Source organism: Paraburkholderia hospita (assembly GCF_002902965.1).
In the GTDB taxonomy this organism is placed as follows: domain Bacteria; phylum Pseudomonadota; class Gammaproteobacteria; order Burkholderiales; family Burkholderiaceae; genus Paraburkholderia; species Paraburkholderia hospita.
On record NZ_CP026107.1, the window covers coordinates 203,032 to 225,303 of the forward strand.

The 22,272-nt window shown below is 60.5% G+C and carries 23 protein-coding genes and 2 pseudogenes; 15 read left to right on the forward strand and 10 right to left on the reverse strand.

Annotated features, from left to right (window positions below; translation table 11 throughout):
• Nucleotides 1–15 precede the first annotated feature (15 nt).
• From C2L64_RS34075 to C2L64_RS34085, 3 genes and pseudogenes are all read left to right on the forward strand, one after another.
• Nucleotides 16–906 (forward strand): amidohydrolase family protein, encoded by an 891-nt coding sequence (locus C2L64_RS34075; RefSeq protein WP_007584343.1) that lies wholly within the window; start codon nt 16–18, stop codon nt 904–906.
• Nucleotides 907–941: 35 nt separating this feature from the next.
• A pseudogene (locus C2L64_RS55135) lies at nt 942–1,088 on the forward strand (universal stress protein); the annotation flags it as partial.
• A 273-nt stretch (nt 1,089–1,361) separates the two neighbouring features.
• On the forward strand, nt 1,362–2,273 hold the full coding sequence (locus C2L64_RS34085; RefSeq protein WP_007584345.1) for a proline dehydrogenase family protein: 912 nt from the start codon (nt 1,362–1,364) through the stop codon (nt 2,271–2,273).
• Nucleotides 2,274–2,496: 223 nt separating this feature from the next.
• Here the strand turns inward: C2L64_RS34085 and C2L64_RS34090 are convergent, their stop codons facing one another.
• Together C2L64_RS34090 and C2L64_RS34095 are read right to left on the reverse strand one after the other, a co-directional pair.
• Nucleotides 2,497–3,720, reverse strand: coding sequence for an MFS transporter (locus tag C2L64_RS34090; RefSeq protein WP_007584347.1), 1,224 nt, complete (start codon nt 3,718–3,720; stop codon nt 2,497–2,499).
• Between the two features lie 153 nt (nt 3,721–3,873).
• Nucleotides 3,874–4,818: a LysR family transcriptional regulator gene (locus tag C2L64_RS34095; RefSeq protein WP_007584348.1), complete on the reverse strand. Its 945-nt coding sequence runs from the start codon at nt 4,816–4,818 to the stop codon at nt 3,874–3,876.
• A 296-nt stretch (nt 4,819–5,114) separates the two neighbouring features.
• On the opposite strand from C2L64_RS34095, the gene C2L64_RS34105 reads away from it, so the two are divergent.
• Nucleotides 5,115–5,483, forward strand: a complete 369-nt coding sequence (locus C2L64_RS34105; protein WP_007584350.1) for a DUF2784 domain-containing protein — start codon at nt 5,115–5,117, stop codon at nt 5,481–5,483.
• A 21-nt stretch (nt 5,484–5,504) separates the two neighbouring features.
• Here the strand turns inward: C2L64_RS34105 and C2L64_RS34110 are convergent, their stop codons facing one another.
• Nucleotides 5,505–6,671: an MFS transporter gene (locus C2L64_RS34110; protein WP_007584352.1), complete on the reverse strand. Its 1,167-nt coding sequence runs from the start codon at nt 6,669–6,671 to the stop codon at nt 5,505–5,507.
• A 141-nt stretch (nt 6,672–6,812) separates the two neighbouring features.
• Between C2L64_RS34110 and C2L64_RS34115 the strand changes: the two genes are divergently transcribed.
• A complete protein-coding gene (locus C2L64_RS34115) occupies nt 6,813–7,700 on the forward strand; it encodes a LysR family transcriptional regulator (RefSeq protein ID WP_007584354.1) in 888 nt (295 codons plus the stop codon).
• A gap of 26 nt (nt 7,701–7,726) precedes the next feature.
• Here C2L64_RS34115 and dapA read toward each other — a convergent pair whose 3' ends face one another.
• Both dapA and C2L64_RS34125 read right to left on the reverse strand, forming a co-directional pair.
• Nucleotides 7,727–8,608 (reverse strand): 4-hydroxy-tetrahydrodipicolinate synthase, encoded by an 882-nt coding sequence (dapA, locus tag C2L64_RS34120; RefSeq protein WP_007584356.1) that lies wholly within the window; start codon nt 8,606–8,608, stop codon nt 7,727–7,729.
• 12 nt (nt 8,609–8,620) lie between these two features.
• Nucleotides 8,621–8,947, reverse strand: coding sequence for a hypothetical protein (locus C2L64_RS34125; RefSeq protein WP_007584358.1), 327 nt, complete (start codon nt 8,945–8,947; stop codon nt 8,621–8,623).
• A 223-nt stretch (nt 8,948–9,170) separates the two neighbouring features.
• Here C2L64_RS34125 and C2L64_RS34130 point away from each other — a divergent pair, with 223 nt between their 5' ends.
• Nucleotides 9,171–9,542: a DUF6697 family protein gene (locus C2L64_RS34130; RefSeq protein WP_007584360.1), complete on the forward strand. Its 372-nt coding sequence runs from the start codon at nt 9,171–9,173 to the stop codon at nt 9,540–9,542.
• Nucleotides 9,543–10,542: 1,000 nt separating this feature from the next.
• Here the strand turns inward: C2L64_RS34130 and C2L64_RS34140 are convergent.
• Entirely contained in the window at nt 10,543–10,809 is a 267-nt protein-coding gene (locus C2L64_RS34140; RefSeq protein ID WP_007584362.1) for a hypothetical protein, read from the reverse strand.
• 76 nt (nt 10,810–10,885) lie between these two features.
• Between C2L64_RS34140 and C2L64_RS53530 the strand changes: the two genes are divergently transcribed.
• The 3 genes from C2L64_RS53530 to C2L64_RS34150 all read left to right on the forward strand — a co-directional run bounded on the left by C2L64_RS53530 (nt 10,886) and on the right by C2L64_RS34150 (nt 13,214).
• On the forward strand, nt 10,886–11,023 hold the full coding sequence (locus tag C2L64_RS53530) for a hypothetical protein (RefSeq protein ID WP_158660549.1): 138 nt from the start codon (nt 10,886–10,888) through the stop codon (nt 11,021–11,023).
• A gap of 96 nt (nt 11,024–11,119) precedes the next feature.
• Nucleotides 11,120–11,584 (forward strand): response regulator, encoded by a 465-nt coding sequence (locus tag C2L64_RS34145; RefSeq protein ID WP_238554646.1) that lies wholly within the window; start codon nt 11,120–11,122, stop codon nt 11,582–11,584.
• Between the two features lie 97 nt (nt 11,585–11,681).
• On the forward strand, nt 11,682–13,214 hold the full coding sequence (locus tag C2L64_RS34150) for a PAS domain-containing sensor histidine kinase (protein WP_007584369.1): 1,533 nt from the start codon (nt 11,682–11,684) through the stop codon (nt 13,212–13,214).
• Between the two features lie 105 nt (nt 13,215–13,319).
• On the opposite strand, the gene C2L64_RS34155 is transcribed toward C2L64_RS34150, so the two are convergent.
• Nucleotides 13,320–14,123, reverse strand: coding sequence for an SDR family NAD(P)-dependent oxidoreductase (locus C2L64_RS34155; RefSeq protein ID WP_007584371.1), 804 nt, complete (start codon nt 14,121–14,123; stop codon nt 13,320–13,322).
• Between the two features lie 361 nt (nt 14,124–14,484).
• Between C2L64_RS34155 and C2L64_RS34160 the strand changes: the two genes are divergently transcribed.
• Entirely contained in the window at nt 14,485–15,624 is a 1,140-nt protein-coding gene (locus C2L64_RS34160; protein ID WP_007584372.1) for an FUSC family protein, read from the forward strand.
• Between the two features lie 67 nt (nt 15,625–15,691).
• Here the strand turns inward: C2L64_RS34160 and C2L64_RS34165 are convergent, their stop codons facing one another.
• Entirely contained in the window at nt 15,692–16,414 is a 723-nt protein-coding gene (locus tag C2L64_RS34165; RefSeq protein WP_007584373.1) for an SDR family oxidoreductase, read from the reverse strand.
• A gap of 82 nt (nt 16,415–16,496) precedes the next feature.
• On the reverse strand, nt 16,497–17,120 hold the full coding sequence (locus tag C2L64_RS34170) for a TetR/AcrR family transcriptional regulator (RefSeq protein WP_007584374.1): 624 nt from the start codon (nt 17,118–17,120) through the stop codon (nt 16,497–16,499).
• A gap of 256 nt (nt 17,121–17,376) precedes the next feature.
• On the opposite strand from C2L64_RS34170, the gene C2L64_RS34175 reads away from it, so the two are divergent.
• From C2L64_RS34175 to C2L64_RS34185, 4 genes are all read left to right on the forward strand, one after another.
• On the forward strand, nt 17,377–17,910 hold the full coding sequence (locus tag C2L64_RS34175) for a 2,4'-dihydroxyacetophenone dioxygenase family protein (RefSeq protein ID WP_007584375.1): 534 nt from the start codon (nt 17,377–17,379) through the stop codon (nt 17,908–17,910).
• 26 nt (nt 17,911–17,936) lie between these two features.
• Nucleotides 17,937–18,749, forward strand: a complete 813-nt coding sequence (locus C2L64_RS34180; protein ID WP_039900856.1) for an alpha/beta fold hydrolase — start codon at nt 17,937–17,939, stop codon at nt 18,747–18,749.
• A gap of 8 nt (nt 18,750–18,757) precedes the next feature.
• On the forward strand, nt 18,758–18,925 hold the full coding sequence (locus C2L64_RS53535; RefSeq protein WP_158660550.1) for a hypothetical protein: 168 nt from the start codon (nt 18,758–18,760) through the stop codon (nt 18,923–18,925).
• Nucleotides 18,926–19,417: 492 nt separating this feature from the next.
• Nucleotides 19,418–19,879 (forward strand): flagellar biosynthesis protein, encoded by a 462-nt coding sequence (locus C2L64_RS34185; protein ID WP_238554647.1) that lies wholly within the window; start codon nt 19,418–19,420, stop codon nt 19,877–19,879.
• Between the two features lie 294 nt (nt 19,880–20,173).
• Here C2L64_RS34185 and C2L64_RS34190 read toward each other — a convergent pair.
• Nucleotides 20,174–20,470 (reverse strand): annotated as a pseudogene (locus tag C2L64_RS34190) (IS66 family transposase zinc-finger binding domain-containing protein); the annotation flags it as partial.
• 358 nt (nt 20,471–20,828) lie between these two features.
• Between C2L64_RS34190 and C2L64_RS34195 the strand changes: the two are divergent.
• Nucleotides 20,829–21,692: a hypothetical protein gene (locus C2L64_RS34195; RefSeq protein ID WP_007584381.1), complete on the forward strand. Its 864-nt coding sequence runs from the start codon at nt 20,829–20,831 to the stop codon at nt 21,690–21,692.
• Nucleotides 21,693–22,272 lie beyond the last annotated feature (580 nt).

The window sequence follows — 22,272 nt, forward strand, 5'->3', positions numbered from 1 at the left end:
CGGAGAGTAATGTCAATGATCGAAACAACGGGTTCGGACGCGCTTGAGCAACAGGCAGCGCAGCGTCTTTCCCACCTTGCCTTGATCGATTCACATGCGCATGTATTCGAGCGCGGCCTGCCGCTTGCGCGGCAGCGCCGATATGCGCCCGACTACGATGCGCCACTCGATGTCTATCTCGAACAACTCGATGCGCACAATGTGTCGCGCGGCGTGCTGGTGCAGCCCAGCTTTCTCGGCACGGATTGCGACTATCTGCTGGCCGCTTTGCGACGCGCGCCTGACCGGCTTCGCGGCGTCGCGGTCGTCGAACCGGACTGCGGACTTGAAGCGCTAACGATGATGGCGCGGGCGGGCGTCGTCGGTGTTCGATTGAACCTCATCGGGCTTCCCGATCTCCCGATCGAAACGAGTCTGACACCGGAAACGCTCGCACATGTTCGTCAGCTGGGATGGCATGTCGAAGTCCACGCCGAAGCGGCGCGTCTTGAGCGTATCGTCCTGCCGTTGCTGGATAAAGGCCTGAATGTGGTCGTCGATCATTTCGGCAGGCCGGACCCTGCACTCGGCGTCGATGACGAGGGCTTTCGTCGACTCCTCGATCTGGCGAGCACAGGCCAGGTGTGGGTCAAGATATCGGCGGCCTATCGAAACTGGAGCTTCGCGGAGGGTGGGCACTCAACACCTCGCTTTGCACATGATGCTGTTCGACTTCTGACTGAGGCGTTCGGAGTGAATCGCCTGATGTGGGGGAGTGATTGGCCGCATACGCAGTTCGAGGCATCTCAGGATTTTGGCCGCACGCTCGACGCCCTGCGGACGCTTCTACCCAATGAAGCAGAGCGAAGGGCCGTCGCGTGTGGCACATCGGCGAAGTTCTACCGGTTTGATGAACCGACGGTATAGTCGCGCGTTCGATCAGTGGGCGAGCAGTCCGGGACAAGAGTGTGCTCGACGAAGGCTTGAAGAGACTCGCAGCGCAGGGAATTCATGCGACCGGGCACTTCGCGGTTGGTGACCCACTGGACCAGATTCCATTCTTCGCTAGAGACCTGAATGTTGATCTGATCATCGTGGGCCATCATCGAACGAGCGTCGCCAGGACATCCGTGCTACGATCGCTTCCGCTCCCTGAACCGCCGTCCGCGTTTCGCCTTCGTCACATACCGACACGACGCAAACACAGCATGTACGCAGCCGCCTGGCCTCCTTGTAAAGCGCGTTGAATAGCCCCGCCGATCGCACCTTGAGTGCGACGCGTGGCGTTCTGTCCGGACTCGCACCACGCAAGTCTGGTGATGTCGTATCGCCTCGGCCCCGAGTGTCGAGGCTCACACGACCGCACTTTTCGTGAGACCAACATGCGTATTCTCAATACGGTGGCGGCACGCGCCATCCCGCTCGTCCCCCGTTCGCTGATCCGTGAAATCTCGCGTCGCTATATCGCTGGCGCTACCCGGTCGGAGGCGCTCGTTCGCGTGCGCGCGCTCGACGCAGCGGGATATTGCACGACAATCGATGTACTCGGCGAAACGGCTTCGTCACCGGAAGAAGTACAGTCGATGACGGGCGAGTACCTGGCGCTTATTGACGCGTTGCACACAGAAAGCCTGCGCGCTGAGTTGTCGATCAAGCCGTCCGCGCTCGGCCTTCTCTTCGACGTGCCCGCTTGTAAGCAGCAGGTTTCCCGCATCGTTGCGGCGGCTGAGTCGCGTGGCGTGAGCGCTTGCATCGACATGGAAGATGTCAGCTGCACACAGAAAACGCTCGATCTCTTCGCCGAAATCGAAACGAGAGGCACGGATGTCGGAGTCGCATTGCAGGCGTATCTGAGGCGCACCTACGACGATATCGTGCCGCTAGCAGGTCGCGGGAGCCGCCTGCGTATCTGTAAAGGCATCTATGCGGAGGCGGACCTTCACCTCGTCGATGGAGCATCGCGCGATCGCGCCGCCATCAACTCGCACTTTACCCGGCACGTTTGCGACGCCTTGGAGGCGGGCTCGTTCGTTGGCATCGCGACACATGACGAAACGTTGATCGATGCACTTGTCGCGTGGATCGGCCGCGAGCGGATCGCGCCCAACCGCTTCGAATTCCAGATGCTGCTTGGCGTTTGCGAGCCGTTGCGTGAACGTCTGCGAGCCTACGGATTTCAGGTGCGTGTGTACGTGCCCTACGGTCACGACTGGTACGGCTACAGCACGCGGCGCATCAAGGAGAATCCTCGTATCGCAGGGTACATTCTGAAGTCGTTGTTTAGCATGGGCTAGACGAGGGACGTTCAAGGTAGCGCGCTGTTGCGAGATGCATCGACGTAGCCCAACGCGCGCGTGAGGCGCGCGTTGGGCTCTATCAGGAAGACATCGCATGGTCGTTGGCGAAAGGATGACTAGCTGCACGACCTGCAGACCCAATGACGGCTAAACCCCTCCAAACCGATCGTATAGAAAGAGAAGGGGCGAAGGCCACCTTCAGCTCCGCCAACGAAAGCCTTCATTCCACAGCAGTACAAGCTGCATTCACTCTCGCAGGCCGCGCAATAATCGCGACCGTCAGCAACACCGCCGCCAGCTCACAAACTGCCGCCACCCACCCGAGGCTTCCCACACTGGCATGAGCCAACGTGAGCGCACCGAGCGCGGCTCCTATCGAGAACCCGATGTACATGAACGAAGCGTTGAGCGACAACACAATCGATGCGACCTTCACACCGGCGATATCGATCAGTCTTGCCTGCTGCGCCGGATAAAACGCCCAGTGCGCGACGCCCCACAGCGCGATAGCAGCGATCACCGGCACGAGCGCGGCGCCCGGCGACAGAAAGCGCGCGCTGATCGACAGTATGGCGAAGGCGAGGCCTGATAGCGCGATCGTGGGAACGATCACGGCCAGAGGTCCAAACCGGTCGTTTGCTGTGCCACCCGACACGACGCCAATCGCAGCGGCGAGCCCCCACATGAACATCACCATGCCGACCTGCGCGCCGGCCAATCCTGTGATTTCAGCGAGAAACGGCGAGAGATAGGTATAAACCGTGTACGCGCCAGTGGCCCAGAGCGTGGTCGTGAGCAGCGTCGCGAGCACGACAGGTTTGCGCGCGATCGCGATGCGTTCGCGCAGCGTCGCAACCGGAATGCCGGCGCCGATATCGCGCGGCAGGCCGATGAACAACCCAGCCACCGCGAGTGCCGCCAGTCCCGCGACACCTGCAAAAGTCATGCGCCAGCCGAGCGCATGGCCGATGACGGCGCCAAGGGGAACGCCGAGCGCGATCGCAATCGTAATGCCGCCGTTCACCACCGCGATTGCGCGGCCGCGCCTTTCGGGCGGCACGATGACGCTCGCCAGCGCGTTCGCGCCCGGCACATAGAGACCGGCGGACAGCGCCAGCAATACCCGGGCGCCCATCAAGGCCCAGAAGGACGGTGCTGCAAAGGCGAGCAGGTTGGAAAGCGCGAAGGCGATCATGCTCGCGAGCAGCAACGTCCGCCGGTTCATGCTGCCGCTCAATGCCGTCAGGACAGGGGAACTGAGGCCGTAGGCGAGCGCGAATACTGTCACCAGCTGTCCTGCCGTTTCGATCGTCACTGACAGATCGGTCGCGAGTCCAGGAAGAAGCGGAGAAATCATGAAGCCTTCCGTTCCGATCGCGAAAGCGCCGAGCGCCAGCCAGTAAACGGGCGCGGGAAGGGACGAAGTTGTGTAGGTGGGTGTCATGTGAGGCCTGGAATCGAGAGTCAAGCGTTGCTTGATTCTGGATCGGCCGACACCGGACATCAATGGACTGGCGTTCCGGACATATCGGACATGGATGTCCGTAATCCCGCCGCTGATTACACTTACCGACGAAAGGCACCCGCTCCTGGTTCGTCACGCCGCATAGACAGAAGCCAGCGCCGAAGTCAGTATGCTTCCAACAGGCGGAGTCTTGACATCGACGTCGACCGCAAACTGCTCGTGCGCGAGATCGATCATTGCGGTCAGTGCCGGCGTGACGATCGTGTCCTTGTTGCGGATGAAGACGGTCTTCACATGCGCGAACTGCGACGGAAGCGCATGACAATGCACGGCATGCCGCGCGCCATGACTCTCCACCACCGATCGCGGCAACAACGTAATCCCCATTCCCGCCGCGACGCACGACATGATTCCATCCAGCGTGCCTAGCTCCATCACCTGGCCCGGAATGATGCCGGCGTGATAGAACCAGTTTTCGAGTGTCGAACGATAGAAACAGCCCGTCCTGAACGCGAGCACCGTTTGCCCGGACATCTGCTTCGCGAGCGCAGCAAGCGACTCGAACTCGATACCGCTCACGAGCACCAGCTCTTCTTCGAAGACCTCTTCCTGATGCAGCGACGAACTCTGATGAAAGCCGCCGACGAACGCACCATCCAGCCGATGACATTCGACCGCCTTGATCAACTCGTTCGTCGTGCCCGTCATCAGCGACAGTTGAACCTGCGGAAACTGCACGTGATACTTCGCCAGCACTTTCGGCAAACGGATCGCGGCCGTCGTTTCCATCGACCCGAGGCGTAGCAGCCCGCGCGGCGACGCGTTGTCCAGCAACGCATTGCGGCTTTCGTCCGTCAACTGAAGGATGCGTTGCGCGTAGCCCAGAAAAATCTGCCCCGCCGACGTGAGCACCACGCCGTTTTTCTGCCGGATGAACAACTGCTGGTTCAGTTCCGATTCGAGCTCCTTGATACGCATCGTCACGTTCGACTGAACGTTGTGGATTTTTTCAGCCGCTGCCGTGAAGCTGCCGCAATCGGCCACCGCGCAAAACATTCTCAGATGCCTCAGTTCCATCGTGCGCCTCGCTGGATCACCTCGGATGATGAAGATTCAGGCTAGCACATCGCGCCTGATGATTGACTTGCGCACGCGGACACAAACGCGCGCATCGTTGACGCGCTGGAAAAGCCACGGATCTCAGATCGACAGATTTGCGCTGCGCCGCGGAATTTCGTGCGCCGCAAGCGCGTCGAGCACGTGTGAGCGAAACGCTGCACAATTCCTTGGCGGAGCGAGAATGCAATCGGCCTGATTCTTCACTGCCGCGTGTCATGCGAACCTGGCCGAGGCAGAAGCGCGCAGGAAACATCATGGTCTGGCTGGCCGACGCAGTGCTCGTGTTGCATGCGCTGATCGTCCTGTTTATCGTCGGCGGATTGATTGCGATCTGGGCGGGCGCAGCGTTGGAGCACGTCTGGGTGCGCAATCGCGCTTTCCGCGTGCTGCATCTCGTGGCCATTGGCGTCGTTGCGATTCTCGCAGCGCTCGACGTGCCGTGCCCGCTCACCGTGCTCGAAGACCGGCTGCGCACGGGCGGCACAGTCGAGCAAGGTTTCGTCCAGCGGTGGGTGAGCCACTGGCTCTACTACGATTTCCCCGCCTGGATGTTCGCGGTTGCGTATGTGGGGTTCCTGTTGATCGTGGCGATCACATGGCGATGCATTCCACCGCGCCGTTGAGAGCGGGCGCGCCGCACGCGGTCATTCCCGCTGCGCTTCACCCGCCATCTGCGGGCGCACCTGAATCATCACCGACACGCACCCGAGCGCGAGTCCGACCGTGCACACGCCGGGCCATTGCCATACGCTCCACGCCCAGATGCCCAACGACGACCCGAGCGCGCCGCCCGCAAAGCGGATCGTCATGTAGAGCGTGTTGATGCGGCTCATCGCGTCGCTCTTGATGCTCATATTGCGCGCCATGTTCGCGACATGCCCGCTCTGCAATCCCAGATCGAGAACGATCACACCGGCGACGAGGCCTGCAATCGTGTTGCCCGTCGCCGCGAGAATCGCAAAGGCCACGACGAAGATGGCGCCGCTTGCCAGCACGACGTGACGCGGGTTGCGCGTGTCGATCAGCTTGCCCGCCCCCGTCGAAGCCGATGCGCCGACCACGCCGACCAGGCCGAACAGGCCCGCGACCTCGCTGCCGTAGTGCGCGTCCATCGCGTGCAGATGAAACGCCAGCGTGGCCCAGAACGCGCTGAACGCGGCGAATTGAAGTGCGGCGATCGCCGAGGTCTGGCGAATCAGCGCCTCTTCGCGAATCAGCGTCCACAGCGAACCCATCAGCCGCCGATACGTGCCCGTGTACGTGGGCTGCGCGCTCGGCAGCGTTCGCGACAGCACGGCGGCCGTGACGAGCATCGCCGCCGCGGCGACCCAATAGACGACGCGCCAGCCGAAATGCTGCGCAATCGATCCGGATATCGTACGCGACACGAGGATGCCGCACAGCAAGCCGAACATCACGATGCCGACCGCCTGGCCGCGTTGCTGTGGCCCGGCAAGTTGTGCCGCGAACGGCGTGAGCAACTGCGGCGCGACACTGACGAGTCCGGTCAGGAAACTGGCCGCGACGAGCCAGTTCAACGTCGGCGACAGCGCGATCGCGGCGAGCGCCACGCTGGCGATGCACAATAGCGTGCGCAGCATCGAACGGCGTTCGAGCTTATCGCCGAGCGGCACGAACAGCAGCAGTCCGAGCGCATAGCCCGTTTGCGCGGCGACGGATACGGTTCCCGCCTGCCTTTCGCTGGTGTGAAACGCCAGCGCGAACTCGGCCAGTAAAGGCTGGTTGTAGTAGTTGTTCGCGACCACGACACCCGCCGCGCCCGCCATGAGCCAGAAGATCGAACGTTTCATCTGTGTGTGTTCCCGTGGCTTAGCCGCAAGTCGATCAGGCGGCATTATCGTCCCGTTCACAACGAATGTAGACTATTCCGGAAATTGCCGGTATCTATCCAAACCGGCAAGCAGCCTTGCCAAATCCGGAAGAGTCGAATCATGGACCGCTTTGAAGCAATGAGCGTCTACGTGCGGGTCGTGGACGCGGGAAGCCTGTCGGCCGCCGCGCGCGCGATTCCGATGTCGTTGACCTCGGTCAGCAGGCACATCTCGGCGCTCGAAGCGCAGTTTGGCGCGCAATTGCTTCGGCGCACCACGCGCAACCTCGCGATGACGGACGAAGGGCGCATTCTCTACGACCGCGCGAAGGCGATTCTCGGCGAAGTGGACGAGCTTGGCAGCGCGTTGTCGGCGGGACGCGGGAAGTTGTCGGGACGGCTGCGGATCGCCGCGCCGAATCTGCTTGGCCGGCTCGTCGTCGCGCCGCTATTGCCGCGCTTTCTCGCGATGCATCCCGAGTTGGCCGTCGATCTGATGCTCGTCGACCGCGCCGTCAATCTGGTGGAGGAGGGGCTGCATGTCGCCGTGCGCGTTGGCCGGCTGCCGGATTCGAGTCTCGTTGCGCGCAAGCTCGATGACATCCAGATGGTGGTGTGCGCGGCGCCTTCGTATCTCGCGCAGCGCGGCACGCCTCGCAAGCTCGACGATTTGCGCAAGCACGATTGCCTCGTTTTCTCGGATGCGCCGGGACCGGTCGAGTGGCGCTTCCAGTCGGGCACGACGCGCACGCGCATCGGCGTGACGGGCCGTCTGTGGATGAATAGCCTCGATGCGCTGGTGTCGGCGGCGATCGAGGGCGCGGGCATCGTGCGCGCGCCCGCGTGGCAGGTGGAGGCGCATATCGAGCGAGGCCGCTTGCAGCCCGTGCTCGACAAGTTTGCGCCGCCTGCTACGCCCGTGCATGTGGTGTTCGAGCGCGCGAAGCTGTCGTCGCCGAAGATCAGGACATTCGTCGACTATCTCGTCGATCAATGGGGCCGCGCGTGAATTGAGCCGGCGTGCGCCGGCCGCGTTCAGACGGTCATGGCGAGTTCCGCGCGCACAGTGCGCAGCGTCTCGTGCGCGTGCGCGAGTTGCGCGACGAGCGCCGCCGATGCCGCCGTGATCGGCATACGCACTTCATCCGAGATACGGCCTTCGATCGACAGCATGGCCTTGATGGCCGACGGATTGGGCGCGGAGAACAGCAGCTTGAGCACGGGCTTGAGCCGCTCGAAGATCCGGCGTGCTGTCTCAGCGTCGCCTGCTTGCATGAGCGACTGAATCTCGATCAGCAGATCCGCGCAGACATGCGCGCTGGCGAGGATGCCGCCGTGCCCGCCCGATGCGAGGCAATCGACGAAAGCGTCGTCGGTGCCGCACAGCACATTGATGGGCAGCTTGCCCAGCGCGCCGAACCGCTGCGCCACACATGCCTTGATCGCGACGATGTTCTCGTGTTCCGCTAGCCGCGCGACGGTGTCGGCTTCGATCGATACGCCCGTGCGATGCGGCACGTCATAGAGCACGATGGGCCGCTCGGTTTCGCGCGCGATCTGTTCGAAATGCCACACGATGCCCGCCTGATCGGGACAGACATAGGCTGGCGGCGAGACGAGAAAGCCCGCCACGTCCCATCGCTCGAAGCGCCTGATTTCGCGCACGAACTCGCGCGTGTCGAAGCCGCCGATGCCGACGAGCACCGGCAAGCGGCCATCGACGACGTCGCTGATCGCCTGCAAGACGGTCACACGCTCGATGTCGGAGAGCAGCGCGGCCTCGCCTGTCGTGCCGAGCGCGACGATGCCCGCGATGCCGGTGCGCGCGTAATGATCGGTCAGCGTTTGCAGCGCTTCGATATCGACTTCACCCGAACGAAACGGCGTGACGAGCGGAATCCAGATTCCCGAGTACATGTGTTCGCTCCTTCACCTGACGATGCGCGTGATGGTGCCGATGGTCGCTTCGGACATCGTTGCGATCAGCGTGTGAAGCGTGAAATCCAGGTCTTCGGGAGCGATGTTGAAGTGCACGCGCACCTTGTCGTGCAACATATGCGTGTGCGAAATGTAGACGCCGAGCGGCGAGTGGAGGAGCGTCGCGAGATGGTTGCGAAACGCGTCCGGCGAGGTGCCGGTGAGAAAGATTTCGAGTTGAACGCGCTGAGCGTGCAGCGGAATGACGTTGGAGCGGAGTTGCGCCGACGGAATATCCGGGACGAAGTCTTGCGGCGCGCGAAGTTGTGCGGAGCCCATGTTCTGGTTGCCACGATTGGCAGTTGTCGAGATGGACCTAGCGTACTGCGAAGCGCGTAAACGTCGTGTAAAAAGCGCGCGTGTTTGCGCAAACGCGAGGCATCGACATAGCGCGTTTATTGCGTGGACCGTTGTCTTTACACCGATTTTAGAAGGGGCCCGATACGATCTTCGGGTTTGGCGTCGCAGCGCCGCTGCGTGACGTCATGTCCTGGAGTGAGCCATGTTCGAAATTGGAAAAGAATATTCTCGTGAAGACATTCATCGGGTGACGGGTGGCAGCAAGCACGCGTTTTTGCCCGTCAAGGGCGGCAAGGTTGTTGCCGCGCGATTGCGGCCCGATCTTAATCCGCATGCGCCTGAGGTGATTCTTTGCGACGGGAGCGCTTCTTCGCGCGCGGCGGGGCGGACCCTGGCGCGGCAGATTGAGCCGGTTCCTGTCTTTGTGCGGACGGCGTCGGATCGGTTTCGGTATGTGGGCGAGTATGTTGTTGCGGAGTCGATGACGGCGCCGTCCGATTACGCCGAGTACGTTAAGAATAGTAGTTTTACGCTTGGGCAGATTTCGCGGGTTATCAGGTTGAAGCGGCGGTGAGTTTTTTGCCGTCCGGCGGTTTCGTTGTTCTAGCCTTTGCGCTGGCATCCGCGTGTTGCCTTCGTGGCGCGGGCGGTTTGGTTTGCTCGTGTTGGCGCTGGCATCCGCGATGTGGTGTTTGCCGTTCAAGCGTCGCCCCTGTGCGGGGCGGCACCTACTTTTCTTTGCCGCCGCAAAGAAAAGTAGGCAAAAGAAAGCGGCTAACACCGCCAACATTTCTTCTTGCCTGAGGGCCCCCAACCGGTCCCACGCTTCACACGGCAATCACGTGACTCATGTTCGTTGCCAACGCTCTGAATTGACGCCTCACCCGCTTCACGCGTCCGCGTCGCAACACGCCGTGCCAGATGTTCCACTGCCGCCCAGGTGGCAAACTGTGTGTAGGTTGTCGCGGCGTATAGCTTGGCGCTCTTACATGGTGGAACGCGTGCGCTATCGGTTCGGAGTGAGGCGTGTGTGGCGCTACGGCCTACACACAGTTTGCCACCTGGGCGGCGGAAACCATTCGCTGCCGCTAGCCCGTGCACGGGTATTCGAAGCGGGTGAGGCGTTCATTCGAAGCGTTGGCAACGCACGCGAACAGATACGCTGCCGTGTGAAGCGTAGGACCATTTGGGGGCCCTCAGGCAAGAACTAGAACTGGTGGTGTTAGCCGCTTTCTTTTGCCTACTTTTCTTTGCGGCGGCAAAGAAAAGTAGGTGCCGCCCCGCACAGGGGCGACGCGTGAAGGGGTACGTCATAACGCGGATGCCGGCGCAAAGGCCAAAACACCGAACGGCGACGCATGAAGCACGAAGGCATAACGCGGATGCCGGAGGCAAAAAGACCAAACCGCTCGCGCAACAAAACACCACAACCCAACAAAAACCCGCCGGAGGCAACCATTCGGCACGGCGTATGCTCAGACATCTTCAATCCGCTGGTCCGCATATCCAGCGAGCGCATCCCGCGCACCGCTCTGCGCCGCGCTGAACAGACGAATTTGCCAACGCGTGGCCATTTATGTCGCGCCGGGTAGATCGTGGCGCACGCTCAATACGGGATCAGTCAGCCAGTCGGCGAGCCAGCCTTTCCATTCTGTCCACCGGCGCGCGTCGAGGTCGAATTCTCCGTCCAATGCGCCCGTCCCTTCCGCGCTGACGTCCGCGTAGACCAGCCTCTCGCCGTTCCAGTAGGCAATTGCCGTGTCCGTCAACTCCGCGACGGTATCCGGCCCTGCGTCGCGAAGTAGTGCCGTCAACTGCTGTTCGAAGTCTTCACGTTGCATGCTGAATGTCTCCTTTTAAGTTGTTGCGGCACATCGATTGCGGTTTGCCTGTAACCCACGTGCAAAGGAGCGAGTCATGGCAATGCAATCTGTCGAGCAATGGGCGTTCGATGTACAGACCGAAGAGGCTGTCGAAGGCGCCTTCTTTCCAGCAAGCGACACGCCGTCACAAGGCAAAGACGCTTCCGATGCGGGCGCACCTTCAGCGAAATGAGCGCCCTGCAGACCTCGCTAACCGAAACGATGCGCCGGCTGCCGTCAACGGCGGCGCTGGCGGCGGATCCGCATGACCGATACTACGAGCCAAACCGTGGCAAATGTACTGCTGGTCGACGACGACGCGGAGAACCTCTGGTCGCTGCAACTGGCGCTTGAAAGCGACGGTCACCACGTGAGCGTTGCTGGAGATGCCAACTGCGCACTGGATATCCTGTGTCGGGAATCGATCCAGTTGATGATCACGGACTACGAAATGCCCGGCATCGACGGCGCCGAGTTGTGCCGTCTGGTGCATGAACAGCCGGCGCATTCCGGGTTGCCGATCGTGCTGTTGTCGGCTGCGGCCGAACCGCAAAGCCTTCCGCAATCGTGGACGCGGTTTTTGCGCAAACCGGCGCGCATCCAGGATCTGACGGCCACGCTCGACGCCCACGTCGCTGTGCACCATCCCGCCATGAGGCCGCTGCACCCGAAAGCATCCGTGCGCGCAGTCCTGAGATGCCAGAGCCTGCCCGCATCGCGCTGGATTCCCGTCGATGCCGGCTGCTGGCCATAAGCTGCGCTCCGACGAAGGCCGCTGTCGGCGCTCGTGCAGAGATCGTTCCGCGGGAGCGTAAAATCGGCCGTTGGAACCCGTCACCGGATAGTCCGAGATGAGCGGCATTCACAAGGTGCACCACACGGCGCGCGAGACAGCGGAGCAATTCCGTATTCTCGTACAGGGCGTTACCGACTACGCGATCTACATGCTGTCGCCCGCAGGCATCGTGACGAGCTGGAACGTCGGTGCCGAGCGGATCAAAGGGTACAGCCATGCTGAGATTCTTGGCCGGCATTTCTCGTGTTTCTATACCGACGAGGATAGAGCCGACGGCGCACCAGCCATGATTCTCGCGACGGCAGCGCGGGAAGGCCGCGCGGAACGCGAAGGATGGCGCGTGCGCAAAGATGGCAGCCGCTTCTGGGCGCATGTGGTGGTCGATGCCATTCGCGACGAACGCGGCGAGCTGGTCGGTTTCGCCAAGGTCACGCGCGACATTACCGAACGCAAGCAGTCGGCGGCTGCGCTGGAAAAGGCAAATGTGGCGCTATTCCAGGCGCAGAAGATGGAGGCGATTGGCCGGCTCACGGGTGGCGTCGCGCACGACTTCAACAACCTCCTCGCGGTGCTGTCCAACGGCCTCCAGGTGCTGGCCACGCAGTCCCGCACGCACATGGACATGAAGATGATCGACGGCATGCGCCGGGCCATCGATCGCGGCGCTTCGCTCACGCAGCAACTGCTGTCTTTCGCGCGTCAGCAGCCGCTGCGGCCGGAAGTCCATGATCTGAACATGCTGATCCGCGATTTCGAGCCGATGCTGGTGAAAGTCCGCGCCGATAACAGGACGAAGTGCGAGCTCGGCCTCGCGGGCGATTTTGCGTTCGCGCTCGTCGATGCCGCGCGGTTCGAGGCGACCCTGCTCAATCTCGTTGTCAACGCCGTGGACGCGATGCCCGACGGCGGGACTGTGACGATCGCGACGACTACCGTCGAATCGGACAGAGCCGTCACGGCCGTGTTGGCGGCTGGCCGCTACGTACGGATTTCCGTATCCGATACGGGAACGGGCATGCCTCAGAGAGTGTTGGAACAGGCTTTCGAGCCGTTCTTTACGACGAAGCCGGCGGGGAAAGGCACGGGACTCGGGCTGAGCCAGGTCTACGGGTTCATTACCCAGTCGGGCGGCGACGTCGTGATATCGAGCGTCGAAGGAGAAGGCACGACCATCGATCTCTATCTGCCGATGGCGCAGCCGGTTGAGTCGGCTAATACCTTTGTCCCTTCGAAAGTCGAAACAGTTTTACTGGTCGAAGATGAACCGGACGTGCTGGGGCTTGCCACGGAACTGTTCCGCAGCATCGGGTATGAAGTCGTAGTGGCGAGCAGCGCGTCCGAGGCCGTGGCGATTCTGAAGGAACGCGACGATATCAACGTCGTCTTTACGGATATCACGATGCCGCACGGCATGAGCGGCATGGACCTGGCGCATCATGTCCGCGCCGGGTATCCGGCCGTCAAGGTAGTGCTGACATCGGGCTACCCGCTCGCCACCTTGCGCGACGAGTACGGTGCTTTCAACGAGTTTCCGTTTGTTTACAAGCCGTACCGCCTGGCCGATCTTGCGAAGGCGCTAAGAGCATGACGCGCCATTGATCGAAGCGCCGCTTATTGCATTGCCAATGCGCCCCGACATCGCCGCATGCGAACGCGCGGCGATGCTGCGGACAGTGCCTGGAACGGCTCGGGCTTAACGGATGTTGTAGCGGGAAGCGGGCTTGCCTGATTGCGTGGCCTCGAAGAGCTTTTCGCGAGCCGCGTCGTATTCTTCCCAGAGCCGGATGTCTTCCACCGACGGCAGCGTGACGGCTTCGCCCTTCGCAAGACCGGCCAGTGCGGCATCGACGAGGTTATCGACGCTCATCACGCGTTCTTTGCCCAGATTCTCTACAGGCACGCCTGCGATATCCCAGATCTCCGTGTCTGTTGCGCTCGGCATGACCAGTTGCACTTTCACGTTCGTCCCTTCGACTTCCTGTTGCAGGCCGCGAGTGAAGCTCGTCACATACGCTTTGGTGCCGCTGTACACGCTGCTGATCGGCAACGTGTGCAGCGAGAGCACCGAGCCGATATTGATGAGCACGCCGTTATCCCGTTGCTTGAACAGAGGAAGAACGGCATAGCAAAGGCGGACGAGGGCGTTCACGTTGAGATCGATCATCGCTTCGTGTTTGCTGAAGTCCGTATCCGCGAAGCCCGCGAGCGTTGCCACGCCTGCGTTGTTGACGAGCATCGTGATGGTCGGGTCGGCCGTAATCGCCGCTTCCACGGCGGCAACGCCAGCGTCTTTCGACAGATCTTCGACAAGCGCCGTGGCGCGAATGCCGTATTGCTCCGACAGGCGCTTCGCCAGTTCATTCAGACGCTCGGCGCGCCTTGCCACCAGAATCAGGTCGTAGCCTTGCGCAGCGAGACGATCTGCGTAGACCATGCCGATGCCAGCCGATGCGCCCGTGACGACCGCAGTACCTTTGATTGCCGCATTGCTATTCATAGAGTTCACTCGATCAAGACGTCTGCCAGACGGCTGTCTGGCAGGGTTCAAAAAGTGCGCAGGCCTTGTTTGCATTTCCGGCATCGCGCCGAAGACCTCGCGGTTGTCGCCATCAAACACGACGTTCAGTCCGTGTGATGCGAGTAATGATGGCGATCACAATCAATAAAGTCAAGGAAAAACCGGCGGGCGACGTTCGAAGAAGGTGCATTTATGAAACCGGCGTGCGGACGTGAAACGCGCAGGCGTGTCTGCGCCGGGCTGACAGAAGGCTTGCAATGGAACGCCGCCGATGTCGTACCATGCATGAACCCTCGGTCGCGAACGACGCCCGTCGGGGTCCCGTCATTCCGCCGACATCATGTACGACACGTTCCTGCTCGCTTTGCGCAATACGCTCGGCGCGTTCCGGGCGGAGCTTTCGCGGCGCACGTTCCTCGCGCGGATGCGGCGTTGCACGGAGGCGGTGCTCGCGACCCTTATTGCCGTGTGCGCAAGCCGCTATGTCGGCCTGCCGGAAATCTGGTGGGCCGCCATTTGCGCGTTTTCGCTGACGGGTCTCGCGCTGGGCGCCGCGCTCGATCTCGGCGTGCAGCAGATCATCGGCACGTTCGGCGGGACCGTCATCGGTCTGCTGCTGTCGCGCTTCGCGGCCGACGACGTCACGCAGTTCGTGATGTTGATGGCGCTTCTATCCGCGGCCGGACTGTATCTCGCGACGAAGCGATCGGCGGGGTACATGTGGATTCTTTCTACTGCGCTCGCCATTTTCATCGTGACGACCACGCACGCCGAGCCGGACACCGACTTGCGAGGCGTCGCCGCGGCGCTGTGGATCAACGCCCTGATCGGCACGGCGGCCTATCTGGGCGTGACCTTGGTCGGCGCGGCCCTCATGCAGTTGCGAGGCGCGCGCGGGCCGGCTGCCGAAGCACCGCGCCCCGCCGTTGCACATGTATTGACCGACCGCACGCTCGGCCGCGTGCCACATACGATGGTCGGCACGATCACGCTATCGGTGCTCGCGTATCTGGCGTGGCGTTATCCCATCGAGGGATTCCCGCAGGCGATGACGACGGCACTCGTCGTTCTGATGGTTCCCGTCGATGCCCAGGGCACGTGGTCGCCTTATGGCGTCGTACAGAGGATGTGCCATCGGCTGCTGGGTTGCGCGTTGGGTTGCGTGGTCGTGCTCGTCGTGCTGCCGCTGACGGCTGGCAGTATTGTGTATTGCCTGTTAGCCGTGTGCGTGTTCGTGTGGCTCTCGTGCTATCTGCGCTTTGGACATTCGGACATTAGCTATGTCGGCACGCAGTTCGGCGCGGTCGTCATCCTGACGTTCGTTCACGACCGCGTGTGGCTGAGCGACGATGTCGCCGTTGCCTATCATCGGCTGGCGGGTGTTGCGGCGGGCAATGTCGCGCTCGCCGTCGTGCTGCTTCTGGTGACGGCGGGCTGCGCCGTGTGGGCGAAAAACCGGGCGAATGAGCGCGCGAAATAGCGAATGGCGTCGGACCAGCGCGCTCGCCGGCGTCGGTCTGTTCGCGAGCGAACAGGTCGCCTGAGCGTCAGATCGCCGCCTTGCCAATCGACGCGCCACCATCGACATACAGCGTCTGCCCGGTGATGAATCCTGCCGGCTCGGAAAGGAAGAACTCGACGCTCGCCGCGAGTTCGTCCGGCTTGCCGAGGCGCTTCATCGGCACGAGCGACAGAAAGCGCTTCTCGGCTTCGCTGCCGACAGGCGTGTTCTCACGGAACATCTCGGTTTCGGTCGGTCCAGGCGCCACGGAATTGACGGTGATGCCGGAGTCGGCAAGCTCGAGCGCCCATGTGCGCGTGAAGCTGATCATCGCGCTTTTGGCGGCTGCATACGTGCTTCGCTGCGCGACGCCCAGCACGACCAGGCTCGACAGATTGACGATACGTCCCCAGCCTTTCTCCTTCATGTTCGGCAGCAACGCCTGCGCGGTTTGCACGGCGGGCGCGAGATTCGTGCTGAACGTGCGATCCAGATCGTCGAGTTCGATCTCGCCGAGCCGCGCGAGCTTGACGAAGCCCATGTTGTTGACGACGCCGTCGAACGCGTAGCGCGAGGTCAGTTCGCGCAAGCCTTTGTCGGTTGCGTCGCGATCGGCGAGATCGATGCTCACCAGCGTGCCGGGGAAGGTCGGGTCATCCGTGCGACGTGCGATGCCGACAACCTGATGGCCTGCTCGGGCGAGCCGTTCGGACAGCGCGCGGCCAATGCCTTTGCTCGCGCCAGTGATAAGAAAAGTACGTTGGGTCATGATGCTTCTTCAAAAAACAAAGTGGATTTGCACGGTCAGTTGGCGTTCTCGTATGAACGCTTCTCACCACGCGACGAAAAACTCATTTGCTGCGCTTGTTGTTTTCCGCCTCCCGCAGGCGCGGCAACCCTAGCGTAGCCAGCGACACTTCCACGGCCGAGCGCAGCAGTTCGACATCGGGGCCGATGCGCGCGAGCACGCGCATGCCTAGCAGCAACGTGAGGAGATGAGCGGAGGCGTCATCGGCGCTAATGCTTTTCGGAACGTCGCGGCGTTTCTGCGCGGCAACGATGCTCCGATGAAAGAAGCCCTTTATCTCAGCGAGCTCGCTCGCGATGGCTTCCTGCAAACCGTCCGCATGCTGGTCTTTCTCCAGCACGGAGTTGACCAGCATGCAGCCTCGCTGGCCGATATCCGATCCGCTTCGTTGAATGATCTCGACAAAATAGGCGGTGACGGCGAGAGCAGGCGTGAATTCATGTTCCAGCCTTGCTAGCCGGCTTCTCAGCGTGTGATCGAGGTAGTGTTCGAGCGCGCGGCGAAACAGCGCGCGTTTGTCGCCGAACGCGTTGTACAGGCTGGGCTGCGTCAGGCCGGTGTATTTCACCAGGTCGCGCGTGGACGTGCCTTCGTAGCCGTGCTCCCAGAACGCGTCGCGCGCCGCTTCGAGCGCGCGCTCTTCATCGAACTCTCTTGGCCTTGCCATAGTTGTGCTCCTGCTTGCACGAACGTCTCGATGTTCGTGGATCTGGCGCATTATATATCGAGTGATACAAAACGAAAGCGAGGACGAACATGTGACAAAACCCTTGTGTGCACATGTTCGAAATTCCGGCTATTCTTATCAGGTGTGTCAAGATTGACTCCGATGTCAATATTCCACGGGGCGGCAGCCAGCGAGGTCATTCCGGCCTGGTGCAGGCAGCGCCTACGCAACCGTACAGAGCAGAGGCACAACTGATATGAACCCACGAAAACCCGACGAAAATGCAATCCCCTACCAACTCCCGCAGCCGCAGGACATGACCGCGGACCTCGTCCATCTGGGCGTGCTCGACACGTATCTGAAGGACGACGACCTGTGGGTGCCCACCACATCCACGGTTTCATTCAAGCCGCTGCTGCTGAACGCCAGTCAGGGCTATTACGTGAACCTGCTGCGCGTCCGGCAGTCGGGCGTGCTGTCTCGTCATCGTCACACTGGGCCTGTGCACGCGCTCGTGCTCAAAGGGCGCTGGTACTACCTCGAGCATGAATGGATCGCCGAACAGGGCAGCTACGCGCATGAACCGGCGGGGGAAACACACACGCTGTACGTGCCCGAAGATGTCACGGAAATGATCACCTGGTTCCATGTGACGGGCGGTTATACGTATGTCGATCCAGAAGGCGTCGCGGTCGGCTACGAAGACGTGTTCACGAAGATCGACGCGGCGCGCAAGCACTACGAATCGATTGGCCTCGGCGCGGACTATGTGAAGCGCTTGATCCGCTAATGAATGCGCAGAAAGGAGTGATTGAAATGAAACGATTGACTGTCGATGTGGCGGGCACCCAAACCAGCTACCTTGCCGCGGGTGAAAGCGGTCCCGTGATACTCATGCTTCACGGTACATATTGGAGCCGCGTCTGGCAGCCCGTGATGGACGATCTTGCGCGTGCCGGTTTTCGGGCGATTGCAGTTGATTTTCCCGGCCTCGGCCGTTCGGGTGGTGAACTGACGGTTGAACAGGCATCGATTCCCGCTCTCGGCGATTGGGTCGTCGAATTCCTGCGGGCGCTTCGTATCGATGAGCCAATTCTGCTTGCGGGACACGATATTGGCGGCGGCGTTGCGCAGCGCATTCTCGTGGACAAGAAAATTCGCATCGAGAAGCTCGCGCTCGTCAATGCGGTGATGTTCGACTCATGGCCTGTGCCGGGCGTCGCACGGTTCAGGGATCCCGCCGTAGCAGCCGCGACGACGCATGAAGATATCCTTGCCGCGCGCCGCAAATCGGTGATCACCGCGCTTGGCCGTCCCGCAGGAGAGGACGAAATCAGCGAATACCTCGATCCCTGGCAAGACGCGCGGGTGGCGCGTTCGTGGCTTGCGCTGGCGGGCGCCGCGTACAGTCGCTATACGACCGAGCTGGTGCCTCAGTTGCGCGTTTCGCAGACACCGAAGCTGCTGATATGGGGCGAAGACGATACGTTCCAGCAGGTTGAAAATGCGGAGCACTTTGTCTCGCAGATTCCGTACTCCAGGCTGGTGAGAATTCCAAAGGCCGGACATATTCCGACGGAAAACGATGCTTCGGCGGTAGCGCAGGCAATGATCGAGTTCTTTGCTTGACAGTTGTAATGCAAGTGCAAGTGTTCGATACGCTTGCACTTGTTCGTGACGTCGATGCGGGCGGTATTCCCGTGCTGGACCTGCATGCCTGTCATCCAAAGAGAAGTGCCTTACGACTGCGCATCGTAGCCGAGACTAAAGATTGCCAGCTCTTCGCCGTTATCCTTGTTAAATGAAGATGCGGGAGCTTCACGCACAAGCGCTTCGAGAAAGAAGTATGCGATTTGCGTGGTGAGTGTTGAGCGCGCTGAACTGTGCTTATCGGAGTCAGCAACGTCGTATCGGTGCTTTTCTTCCAGTTATTTCGGCATGGTGGATACGGACTGTCGAGGCTCCGGAACGGTGTGGTCAAGCTGCCATCGATGAAAGAGAAATAGCGTATAATTCGGATTCCGTAATAAGTTACAAAAAACAGGTACTTTGACGCGGGCATCGTCAAACGTTCGGCTTGTCTATCAGAATAATCAACCGAGGGAAAAACAATCATGCTGTTGGGTCGAATCGCAATCTATAGTCTTGTCGTGTCAATCCTCGCCGGATGCGCGGCCGGCCGCACAACTGTCGACGTCTCCGCGCCTCAAGGTACGAACCCTGCCGCGGGGAAGTACGTACGCATTGACTCCGCCCAGGACAAACGCACTTTTACTGTCGCGCCCCCGAGCGCTGACATGGCGTCATTGGACCCTGCTGAAGATTCCAGCGACGCGTCTAAAGCGCGCGCGATCGGTCGCAAGAGAAACGGTTACGGCAAGGCACTCGGCGACGTGGTGCTTCCTGAAGGCAAGACGGTTTCCGGCCTCGTTGAAAGCGCGTTGGCAACTGGCTTTCAGGAGGCGGGCTACGTTGTGGTGACGCAGGGTGACCCGAATTTTGCCAGCGCGGCTCCGGTGACTGCGCAAATTAACGACTTCTGGGCGTGGTTTCAGCCCGGCTTCTGGTCGGTCACAACCAACCATAAGTCAGAGGTGCAGCTGTCTGGCGATGTCGGCGCGCTTCATGGTGCTCAGACCGTCAAGACTCGCGTTAGCGAATCCAAGCAGGTTGTGACTTCCAGCGACTGGCAAGAGATCGTGACAAAAGGCCTGTCGGCAATTACCCAGCAAACAAAAGACCTGATAAGCGGGAAATAGCTCCACTTCCGGGAGCAGAGACATACGTGCCAGCCTTTGCGCGCCGGCACGCATGTATTTCATGCCGTTCGAAATCGAGAACAGGTGTGGTGCACGCGCTATCAAGCGCTGGTGACGCACAAATCAAACCTGATCTTGTGTGAAGTTCCAAGGCTTTGATTTATCGTGAATTGTAGTTCTTACTCGCCTCGCGCCATACAAAAACTTATGGTCGTTGCCCATGCGACTCGTCGCCGGCATTAACAAATAAAGTCTGACCTAGCGACGGCGCAGATGCGTTGTGTGTCAGCTGACCGACTGCCGGTAAAGCGGCAAGTGGTCTGCGAACTTCGAGACCAGCACGTGTGCCAGCAGCCCTGGGCCGGCGAGACCACGTTCGATGGGACGACTCGGTGCAGGCGCCTGAGAGATGTGGTCGCAACACACCCACGCAAACTTCGGCCGCACATGACGGATGACCCGGAAGCTTGCCGGTACGTACTCAAGTTGTTCGGCGACGTCTTCGCCCAGCGACTTCATCAGGCCACCACACTGCGTGCACTTCCCGGCGGATTCGGGCAAGTGTGTTTGGATCTCAAGCGGTAGATGTTCGCAGTTGCTTGCGCGGGGCCTGTTCCACGGCCGTACGCGGCGTCTTCGGGGTTTCGACCGGTGCCGGTGTGGACAGGGCCACACCCGGTGAATTCCAGCGCGGAGGCCACCGTGGAAAACGACAGCACACTGAAAGTAGGGCGCGACATTCACAAGGATTCGATAACGGTGCCTATTGCTGAGCACGGGCGAGGTCATTCCGCTGACGCCATCGATTCGTGTCACGTTCCATGCCTTTGCCGATGCATCCGTGTGTCCACGGACGAATTCGATTACCCAGGCATAAACAGGTGCATACTTGATGCGTCCGGATGTCGATTCGACCTGAAATTACCTAACCTAACGATCGGGAGCTTCGATGATACTCGATGACCATGGTCTTGCTGTCATGTTGAAGGGAGACTGCACGATAAGCAAGGTGCCTCCCAGATGGGAGCAGAGGGGGGGCACTTGTGGGATATACGCTTTGGATGGAGCGTTTGGGATACGGGGTCATCGCACCGCTTACCCTCGAAGATTCGAAATACACGGACGCAATACCACTTCGATCAGGCGGATCGCCAAGAGAATGGGTATCACACAGATCGGTGAATTGAACGATGTCGAACAAATTGCCGAGCTCGCAGCGAGGTCAGGTTATTCCGCAGGCGAAGTAAAGACATTTACCAAAACGGAAGAGCTCTGGACAATCGTGACGACGGCGATCACGAATATGGGTTCGATAGTGATGCCATTTCTATGTCGGGATGACACTGGAGACCTGTGTCAGTCGGGCGGGTTCGCGCACTACTGCCTGGTGTTTGGCTTTGGGAAGCAAAATAGTGTGAGGCTGGTCTATGCTGCAAACTATGGGAAGTATCAGCTGTGGCCTATCGAGAATCTTCTGGAATCGAATTTTGCAATTCGGGACTGGGAGAAGCAGGAATGGTGCAAGGTAATGCTATATGCCTGGGGGAAAGATGATGTGAAATTCGAGGCTGATAGGCCAGAGTGGATCACCAAGTCAGGAATGGTAGAGTCGCTCGACGGTTACGCGGAGGGCTCTAGGCAGAGGGGTTGCAAACTCGGTGTTATCAAACAAGATTTTAAGGTTCATGAATGGGATCCGAAAAACAGATCGGTAAATATAGTGGCTGCACAGCAGATCGGGGTTATGAAGTCCACTAGTATTCCGGCTGCCGAAATGACGAAGACAATGAAGGGAAAATGTTTTGTAGTTTGATTTGATGTATCGCGGCTTGGACTAATCTCGTTGCGTTCAGCACGGGAATCTCGCTGATCATCAACCGAGTCGAGCACGAACTCGACGGTCTCATTTCCCATCATGAGATGTGTTGCATTCACTTCGTCGATGGCCATCCGAGCGCCGTTCTCGATGTCCTTACCTTTTGCGGCGCTAGAGGCGGTAAGTGCCCCCGCCGATCTTCACTGTCTGCACCGCGTATGCCGTCGCCGCGCGAAACGCGTGCGCTCGCAAAGGCTTGCTGCGCGCGGCCCGGCGTCATGCAACCGCCCTATCTAAATGGAACCGAACAGGCTTACCGGAAAGCGATCGACCGATCGTGGCGACCATTCTATGTCGCATACGTGGACCGAACTCGAACCGCGCTGCAAAGACGCACTCCAGGTATTCGATGAGGCCTCGCTTCACTTTCCGGAGATGCCGTTCCGCACCTTAACGTGCAATCGCTCTCGAGGAGTCTGGTCGTGTTGAAGACACCGCGCGAAGCTATCAACGTTGTCTGGAAATTGACCCGAAATTCGCCGGATGCCAATCACAATCTGGCTATCTTGCTCGAGAA

What these genes read in the sequence shown, in the direction of transcription:
- C2L64_RS53530 (WP_158660549.1), top strand. Translation starts at nt 10,886, where the DNA reads ATGGCAATGCAATCTGTCGAGCAATGGGCGTTCGATGTACAGACCGAA.
- C2L64_RS34105 (WP_007584350.1), top strand. Translation starts at nt 5,115, where the DNA reads ATGGTCTGGCTGGCCGACGCAGTGCTCGTGTTGCATGCGCTGATCGTC.
- C2L64_RS34195 (WP_007584381.1), top strand. Translation starts at nt 20,829, where the DNA reads ATGATACTCGATGACCATGGTCTTGCTGTCATGTTGAAGGGAGACTGC.
- C2L64_RS34090 (WP_007584347.1), bottom strand. Translation starts at nt 3,720, where the DNA reads ATGACACCCACCTACACAACTTCGTCCCTTCCCGCGCCCGTTTACTGG.
- C2L64_RS53535 (WP_158660550.1), top strand. Translation starts at nt 18,758, where the DNA reads ATGCAAGTGCAAGTGTTCGATACGCTTGCACTTGTTCGTGACGTCGAT.
- C2L64_RS34140 (WP_007584362.1), bottom strand. Translation starts at nt 10,809, where the DNA reads ATGCAACGTGAAGACTTCGAACAGCAGTTGACGGCACTACTTCGCGAC.
- C2L64_RS34175 (WP_007584375.1), top strand. Translation starts at nt 17,377, where the DNA reads ATGAACCCACGAAAACCCGACGAAAATGCAATCCCCTACCAACTCCCG.
- dapA (WP_007584356.1), bottom strand. Translation starts at nt 8,608, where the DNA reads ATGTACTCGGGAATCTGGATTCCGCTCGTCACGCCGTTTCGTTCGGGT.
- C2L64_RS34075 (WP_007584343.1), top strand. Translation starts at nt 16, where the DNA reads ATGATCGAAACAACGGGTTCGGACGCGCTTGAGCAACAGGCAGCGCAG.
- C2L64_RS34180 (WP_039900856.1), top strand. Translation starts at nt 17,937, where the DNA reads ATGAAACGATTGACTGTCGATGTGGCGGGCACCCAAACCAGCTACCTT.
- C2L64_RS34110 (WP_007584352.1), bottom strand. Translation starts at nt 6,671, where the DNA reads ATGAAACGTTCGATCTTCTGGCTCATGGCGGGCGCGGCGGGTGTCGTG.
- C2L64_RS34115 (WP_007584354.1), top strand. Translation starts at nt 6,813, where the DNA reads ATGGACCGCTTTGAAGCAATGAGCGTCTACGTGCGGGTCGTGGACGCG.
- C2L64_RS34155 (WP_007584371.1), bottom strand. Translation starts at nt 14,123, where the DNA reads ATGAATAGCAATGCGGCAATCAAAGGTACTGCGGTCGTCACGGGCGCA.
- C2L64_RS34165 (WP_007584373.1), bottom strand. Translation starts at nt 16,414, where the DNA reads ATGACCCAACGTACTTTTCTTATCACTGGCGCGAGCAAAGGCATTGGC.
- C2L64_RS34160 (WP_007584372.1), top strand. Translation starts at nt 14,485, where the DNA reads ATGTACGACACGTTCCTGCTCGCTTTGCGCAATACGCTCGGCGCGTTC.
- C2L64_RS34085 (WP_007584345.1), top strand. Translation starts at nt 1,362, where the DNA reads ATGCGTATTCTCAATACGGTGGCGGCACGCGCCATCCCGCTCGTCCCC.
- C2L64_RS34170 (WP_007584374.1), bottom strand. Translation starts at nt 17,120, where the DNA reads ATGGCAAGGCCAAGAGAGTTCGATGAAGAGCGCGCGCTCGAAGCGGCG.
- C2L64_RS34095 (WP_007584348.1), bottom strand. Translation starts at nt 4,818, where the DNA reads ATGGAACTGAGGCATCTGAGAATGTTTTGCGCGGTGGCCGATTGCGGC.
- C2L64_RS34130 (WP_007584360.1), top strand. Translation starts at nt 9,171, where the DNA reads ATGTTCGAAATTGGAAAAGAATATTCTCGTGAAGACATTCATCGGGTG.
- C2L64_RS34125 (WP_007584358.1), bottom strand. Translation starts at nt 8,947, where the DNA reads ATGGGCTCCGCACAACTTCGCGCGCCGCAAGACTTCGTCCCGGATATT.
- C2L64_RS34185 (WP_238554647.1), top strand. Translation starts at nt 19,418, where the DNA reads ATGGCGTCATTGGACCCTGCTGAAGATTCCAGCGACGCGTCTAAAGCG.
- C2L64_RS34150 (WP_007584369.1), top strand. Translation starts at nt 11,682, where the DNA reads ATGAGCGGCATTCACAAGGTGCACCACACGGCGCGCGAGACAGCGGAG.